This window comes from Anabaena sp. WFMT (assembly GCF_051781005.1).
Lineage (GTDB): Bacteria > Cyanobacteriota > Cyanobacteriia > Cyanobacteriales > Nostocaceae > Anabaena.
In genome coordinates this window covers 109691-117474 of record NZ_JBPWOA010000028.1, presented here as the reverse complement: position 1 = coordinate 117474, position 7784 = coordinate 109691, and the positions used below count along the sequence as shown (strand labels likewise).

2 protein-coding genes are annotated in these 7784 nt (G+C 40.5%); both read right to left on the bottom strand.

Features of this window, described 5'->3' with window-relative positions; translation table 11 throughout:
- Positions 1-2540: condensation domain-containing protein (locus ACSQ6I_RS19080; protein ID WP_438891870.1), on the bottom strand; the 2540-nt coding region annotated here is incomplete at its 3' end.
- Positions 2537-7750 carry an SDR family NAD(P)-dependent oxidoreductase gene (locus ACSQ6I_RS19075; RefSeq protein WP_438891869.1) on the bottom strand — a complete coding sequence of 1738 codons (5214 nt, stop codon included), beginning with the start codon at positions 7748-7750 and terminating at the stop codon, positions 2537-2539. The genes ACSQ6I_RS19075 and ACSQ6I_RS19080, both read right to left, overlap by 4 nt.
- Positions 7751-7784 lie beyond the last annotated feature (34 nt).

The following is a 7784-nucleotide window of genomic DNA, read 5'->3' as shown; positions in this document are numbered from 1 at the left end:
ACAAATGGCAATTGACTATGAGGCTGACATTGCCAAAAAGTCACATCAATTGCTGCTTCCGTTGGGCCATACAAGTTATGCAATTCAGCATCTAGACGGGCAAAAAATCGATCTTGTAAAGTTTTAGGTAAAGCTTCTCCACTGCAAATCACCCGTTTCAGACAGCTACAAGATTCCAACCCTGACTCTTCTAAAAATACTTGCAGCATGGAAGGTACGAAATGCACCGTTGTGATTTGCTCTTGAGCAATTAGTTGGACTAAATAAGCACTATCTTGATGTCCTTTTGGTTGGGCAATTACCAATTTTGCTCCGGTGATTAATGTCCAGAAAAACTCCCAAACTGAAACATCAAAACTAAAAGGAGTTTTTTGTAAAACCCGGTCTTGTGGTGTTAATTTATAAGTATCTTGCATCCACAATAAACGATTACACAGCCCTTTGTGGGTGTTCATTGTCCCCTTGGGTTTGCCTGTGGAACCGGATGTATAGATAACGTAAATTAAGTTTTCACTGGTAACAATACTATGGGGGTTTTGTTGATTGTGGAGGGTGATTTTATCCCAGTCTGTATCTAGACAAATGACTTGGGCTGAATGAGTGGGTAGTGTTGTTAGTCGTGATGCTTGAGTGAGTAAAATGGGAACTTGGGCATCTGCCAGCATGAATTCTAAACGCTCTGGGGGATATGCTGGATCTAAGGGGACATAAGCTCCTCCGGCTTTGAGAATCCCTAAAAGTCCTATGACCATTTCCAGGGAACGTTCTACACAAATGCCAACTAATGTTTCTGGTTTGACACCCAGCTTTTGCAAATAATGTGCTAACTGATTGGCTTTGGTATTTAGTTGTTGATAGGTTAATTGCTCATCTTCAAAGACTAAAGCAATTGCATCTGGTGTGCGTTCTACTTGTGATTCAAAGAGTTGATGAATACAAGTTTGTTGGGGATAATCTACTTGGGTTTGATTCCACTCGATTAACAGTTGATTTTCTTCTTTTGGGGTGAGTAGTGGGAGTTCTAGGAGTCGCTGGTCTGGATTGGCGGCTACTGCTGTTAATAATGTTTGTAAATGCCCTGACATTCTGCTAATTGTCGCGGCATCAAATAAGTCAGTGTTGTATTCTATTTCTCCTATGAGACCTGATTCTGTTTGTGCAAATTCCAAACTTAGATCAAATTTAGATGTCTGGTTATGAGTGGGTACAACTTCCAGGGTGAGACCGGGAATTTCTAAGCTGGTTTGGGGTGTATTGAGAAAAGAAAACATGACTTGGAACAACTGGGAGTAACTTAAGTCTCTCGGCTGTTGTAATTCTTCCACCAGCTTTTCAAAGGGTAAGTTTTGGTGAGCATAAGCATTTAATGTCACCTCCCGGACTCTGGTTAATAATTCCCGGAAGCTGGGATTACCTGATAAAGAAGTACGTAAGACTAAAGTGTTAACAAAAAAACCAATTAGTTTTTCAATTTCTACTCGGTTGCGGTTAGCAATAGGTGAACCTAATAAGATATCTTCTTGACCTGTGTAGCGGTAGAGTAAGGTTTTGAAGGTTGCTAGCAGTGTCATGAATAGGGTGGCTCCCGCACTGCGACTAGTAGCTTTCAGGGACTCAGTTAATGTTTTGGACAGTGAGAAGATGTGTATCTGGCCTGGGTAAGTTTGAATTGGTGGTCGCGATCGCTCTGTGGGTAGTTGCAGTAATTTGGGAGCATTGTGCAGCTGCTGCTTCCAGTAAGCAAGTTCTTTTTCTATGATCCCGGTTTGTAAATACTGCCGTTGCCAAACTGTAAAGTCTGCGTATTGAATTGGCAAAGGAGGAAGTGGTGATGCTTTGCCTTGAGCAAAAGCTTGATAAAGCAGGGTAAATTCATCTAAGAGTAAAATAATAGCCCAAAAGTCTGCAAGAATGTGGTGGATGGTCAGTTGCAGTAGATATTCGGTCTCTTCTAGTTGTAAAAGTGTGACTCGTAATAAAGGCGTTTGGGTAAGGTCAAAAGGTCGTTTGGCTTCCTCTGCTATCAGACGCGGTACTTCTTGTTCCTGCTCGGTTTTAGTCAGGGAACGCCAATCGACCACAGGTACTGTAATTGTCAAGTTTGGTGCGATCGCCTGAATTGCTTGCCCATCTACATTTTTAAAGCTTGTCCGCAAGACTTCATGACGCTGTACAATTTCTGCGAAGCTCTGCTTTAAAACTGCTATTTGTAGAGAACCACTAATTTTTACTACCGCAGATTCGTTATAAATCGCACTTTTACCTTCTATTTGCTCTATTAACCACAATCTTTGCTGGGCAAATGACAAAGGTATGTCTGTGTCTCTAGGTATAGGTACAATTGCCCCATTGCTAGAACTAGAGTTAATATCTGTGTTTTGTAAAAGCTGAATAATCTCTGCTTTGTACTCTTTGATCTGCCCCAGTAAGGTGGGTGTTAATGTTCCTGTGGGGGCGCTATAACGCAGCTTGTCACCGTTGACCCAAAATTGTACATCTAGACTCTTCAGATAAGCTAAAAATTCTCTAGTAGTTTTCATATTTCTCCCTCTTCTCGTAGGTTTAGCTCGTCGTAGACATCGCTCAATCCAGAACCATCAGCCTCTTGTTCAAAGTACTGTGATAACCCAGCTATAGTAGGTGCTTCAAATAAACTGTTGATGGGTAACTCTATGTGCAGTTTTTCCCGCACTTGAGAAATGAAGCGCACGGCTAGTAGGGAGTCTCCTCCTAACTCAAAGAAGTTATCATTAATACCTATCTGTTTTACGCCAAGTATTTCTTGCCAGATGTTGACAAGGATTTGCTCAATCTCGTTACGAGAAGCAAGATAAGCACTACTGAGTGCAGGTCGTGGATGTGCTGGTTGAGAAAGATTAACTTTTTCTAATGCTTCTAGAAAACTCAGTGATTGATTATGAATATTTTTCTGACCAACCTGAGTTTCTAAATTAGTGGTAGAAACCACAACCTGAGATAGTGTACTTGCCAAAATTCTGAGAAAGACATTAATACCTTCTGAGGGTAATAATCCTGTCTGAATAAAATCCTTTGATAAGGTAGTATATTTGTTTGGCAATTCAGCACTAAATACTGGCTGCTGCGATTTGCTAATAGTAGAAATATCCAAATTTAACTTCCGTAGAGTATATTCTTCTATTTCTACTAATTCGTTTCCTTCTTCATCGAATATCGTGATATTGAAGCAGAGATTATCGGTGATGGATTGGTGCTGATTGATGTATCTGATGTAGCTATATATTTTGGTCGGTAAATGTCCTTTAATCCTGAGTTTTTTATATGAAAAGGGGAGATATGTTCCTGATTTCAGGAATTGGCTAGTCATAAATCCAGTTGCTTGATCTAATAGGGCTGGATGCAATTTATATAAATTGATATCATCGACAAATGCTGCTGGTAACTCCAATAAAGCGATGCCCTGATCTATGCCCAACTTCACTTGTTTAATGTTGTTCCATCTAGCTCCAAATTCTATCAAGTCTGATTGGGTTTTTAATTCTGGTTCACCAATCATAATTTCTGGCTGATTACAATTTGCTTCAATGGAAGCAATGTGATGAGTTTGTGGCAGTTGTGCCTCTACAAAAGCTATTTTACCTATACTATGTTCTTGCCACGATTGTGTGCTTGAATTTGACCTACTCATAATTACAAATTCAAACCCATCTCCCTGTTTTTTCAGAACTGTATGTACTTCTTTTTCTGCATCTGGTTCTATTATTAAGGGAGCTAAGAAATTTACTTCTTTAATTTCCAATACTCTGTTATGAGCATGGCGTTCACTGGCGGCTCTAACTATTTCTAAATAGGCTGTTCCTGGAAGGGTAGCTTTTCCCATTACCTGATGTTCATTTAATACCCAATGCCTATTGGTACTCAAATGAGAAATATATATCTCTTCTTCGGAGCTATTAACTATATATTGATCAAATAAGGGATGTGTAACTTGTTGAGCTTGAGGTGGAGAAACGAATAGTTGCATGGATGCTTGAGCAGCCATGCCGACTTGTTGCCAAGCATCCCAATTAATGGAGACTGTAAATGTGCTGTTTGTAGAATTTTTGGAGCGAGCGAAAGCATCTAAAAAGGAGTTGGCTGCTGTATAATCTACTTGCCCGAATATGCCTTTAATTGCGGCAATTGATGAACACAAAACTAGAAAATCTAATTTCACATCCTGGAAGATATTTTCTAAGACTAATGTTCCCGTAACTTTGGGAGACAGAACCTTTTGCACCTCCTCCACGGTTTTGATTTGCATCACACCACCACCAGGAACACCGGCAGCGTGGATGACACCATTAATAGTGCCGAATTGATGCTGTCCGCAAGCGATCGCTTTTTTCATCTGTGCTAATGAAGCTACATCAGCAGTAACAACCAATATTTCCGCACCAAATGTTTCCAATTCCTGGATTTTGCGAATTGTTGCGGTGATGGAATTTTGCTGATCATGGGTAGCTAACCATTGTTCCCACTCGTCGCGCTGGGGAAAAGCTGAACGTCCGGTCAGAATCAACTTCCCTTGCACTGTCTTAGCCAAATACTCTGCTAAAACTAGTCCAATTCCACCCAATCCACCAGTAATCAGATAAACTCCCCCTTGACGTAATCGTGGGGTTTCATCTTTTGCTTTTTGTAAACGGACTGGTTCAAAAGTTTGCACCCAGCGAGAAACACCACGGTAAGCAATTAATTGCTCAGATGATGCAACTCTCAATTCAGTCAGCAGATTTTCTAGAAGTTTGTCATATTGCCAAGTTCCAACCACAGGCAAGACAATATCAATGCTGCAACAATTAAAATTGGGGTATTCTTGCGGTATCACCTGAACAGGCCCAAGCAAAGTTGACTTTTGGGGAGATAGAATTTCATCCCCAACAACTGATTGCAAGTGATTAGAAATCACCACCAACCGATACTCACCAATAAGAGGATGTTTGCCCAATGCCTGGGCTAAAAATAACAGACTATTAAATCCTGTGGTTTGCTCTTGCTCAATTACTTCCGGGTCTAATGTGACATTGCACAGATGTACAATTGTGTGGGGTAGTTGCTGTTTGAGTAGGAGTTGTTGGACTAGGGCATCATAATCATCACAAGATTGAGGATTGAGAGAGTAAGAGCTTAATTTGTCAAATTCCGTTCCCACTTGGACTGTGATCACATCGTGACCTTGCTGTTGTAGTCGTTCTACTAATTGCCAACCCAAGCCGCATTCATCCAAAAAGACCAAATAGCTAGACTGCTGCGGTGCTAGTTCTTGATATTGCGTTGCCAGTATAGATTGTTTCCACAAAGGTAAATAAAACCAATCGGCAATATCCGACTTTTTCACCTTTGATATCGGTGTTTGCGGTTCAATCCAATAACGCTGACGCTCAAAGGGATAAGTAGGCAAAGGCACACGCTGACGGCGTTCATGAGCATAAAATCCTGACCAGTCTACAGATGCCCCAGCTAACCACAATTGACCTAAAGTATTCAGTAAAAATGCTACTGCTGATTGATCCTCGCCTATTGAAGATAGCACCACCTGTTGAGCAGATTTAGTTGGATGCTGATTGGCTAAGGTACTTAAAGTATTTCCTATCCCTACCTCTAGCAGAATTTGTCCAGGTTGTTGGCATAACTCTTGTAAACCTGCATTAAAATTCTCACCTTTCCCTAAATGTTTTAACCAGTAATGGGGGTCTGTTGCTTCTTGGGTAGTAATCCAAGTTCCAGTCAAATTAGAGATGTAGGGAATTTGTGGTGGTTGTAGGTGAATTTCGGCGATTTTTTCCCTATTTGCGACTAATTTTAAAGCTTCTTTCAGAGAAAATACTCCGGCTAAGGTCGCAGCAACATATTCTCCCATCCCATACCCAATCATGCCTACAGGATGTATTCCCCAAGATATCCATAATTGAGCTAAAGCATATTCAATTACAAATAATACTGATTGAGTAATTGCTGTTTCTGGGGATTTTTCAGAATAGATAACTTGACGCAGATCAATTCCTAAATCAGGTTGGAGTAGTTCACAGCAGATATCAATATGTTGACGAAATGTGGGTTCAACTTGGTAGAGTTCTTTGGTCATGTTCACATATTGTGTACCCTGACCTGGAAACATGAAGATAACTGGCCGTTCTTGTGATGCCTGAAATTGGCTGAACACTGTTGAGGAATCTTGTGATTTAAGTGCTTTGACAGCTGCGTCCAGGTTTTGAGATACTACTATACAGCGATCGCTAAAAGCTTGACGACCAATACTCAGGGTGTAAGCAATATCAGCCAAGTTGAGTTCTTGATGCTGTTCTAAATATTCAGCAAGGTTAGCAGTAGCTGTATCAACGGCTGTAGCAGTTTTAGCGGAGAGAACAAGCAACTGCCAAGGGCGTGATTGCCCAGATATTGCTGGTTCAGGAGCTTCTTCTAGAACAATGTGGGCATTCGTACCACCGACACCAAAAGAACTCACACCGGCGCGACGAGGACTATCCTCAGTGTTCCATGCTGATAGTTTGCTATTGACGTAGAAGGGACTATTGGCAAAATCAATTTGCGGATTAGGTTGCTCAAAATGCAAACTAGGGGGAATCATCTTATATTTGAGTGCCAAAATGGTTTTGATTAAACCTGCTATCCCAGCAGCTGCATTCAGATGTCCCACATTAGTTTTAACTGAACCAATGGCACAGTAACCTTTATTTTGAGTACTAGCACGAAAAGCTTTAGTGAGAGCGGCAATTTCAATCGGATCTCCCATTGGAGTCCCAGTCCCGTGAGCTTCAATATAACTAATAGTTTCTGGATTTAACCCGGCATTCGCTAAGGCTTCTGCAATTACCTCTGCCTGTCCTTCTACACTAGGTGCTGTATAACTGACTTTTAATGAACCATCATTATTAATAGCCGAGCCTTTGATCACTGCATGAATGCGATCGCCATCTCTCAAGGCTTCTTCTAACCGCTTTAAAACTACAATACCAACTCCACTACCAAACAGTGTTCCCTGTGCTTTGGCATCAAAGGCTCGACAGTGACCGTCTGGTGAAAGGATGCCACCCTCTTGATAAAAATAACCCGCTTTATGTGGCAAACTGATGGCAATGGCACCCGCTAAGGCGATATCTACTTCATAATTAAGTAAACTTTGGCAGGCTAAATGAGTCGCTACTAATGAAGTAGAACAGGCAGTTTGGACATTAATTCCTGGCCCTTTTAAATTTAATTTATAACAAACTTTTGTAGGCAAATAATCTTTGTCATTTGCTAGTAATAAATTTCCCATTTCATGGTCATCTATATTATCCTCTTTAGAGATTTTTCCTAGTGAATAATTATTAAAAATTCCTCCTGCATAAACACCAATTAATCCCTGATAATTCTCTGTTACATAACCAGCATCTTCTAGTGCTTCCCAAGCAGTTTCTAAAAATATCCGTTGTTGCGGATCAATTAACTCGGCTTCTGCTGGGTTATAACCAAAAAAGGCAGCATCAAAAAGTTCTATATCTTCTAAAACAGGTCTAGCTTTGACATAATTATCTTTACTAAATAGGGATGGAGGTATACCAGATGCCGCTAGACTTGCTTGAGAAAATTGAGATATAGACTCTACCCCATTAACTAAATTATCCCAGAATTGAGCAATATTTTTTGCCCCTGGAAACCGACACGACATACCAATAACTGCTATATCCGTATCCCCAAATTTATCGACAGAATTACTTGTTTCCATTTTGAAATAAAGCCTCAAATTTTTAATATCAATT

What these genes read in the sequence shown, in the direction of transcription:
- ACSQ6I_RS19075 (WP_438891869.1), bottom strand. Translation starts at nt 7,750, where the DNA reads ATGGAAACAAGTAATTCTGTCGATAAATTTGGGGATACGGATATAGCA.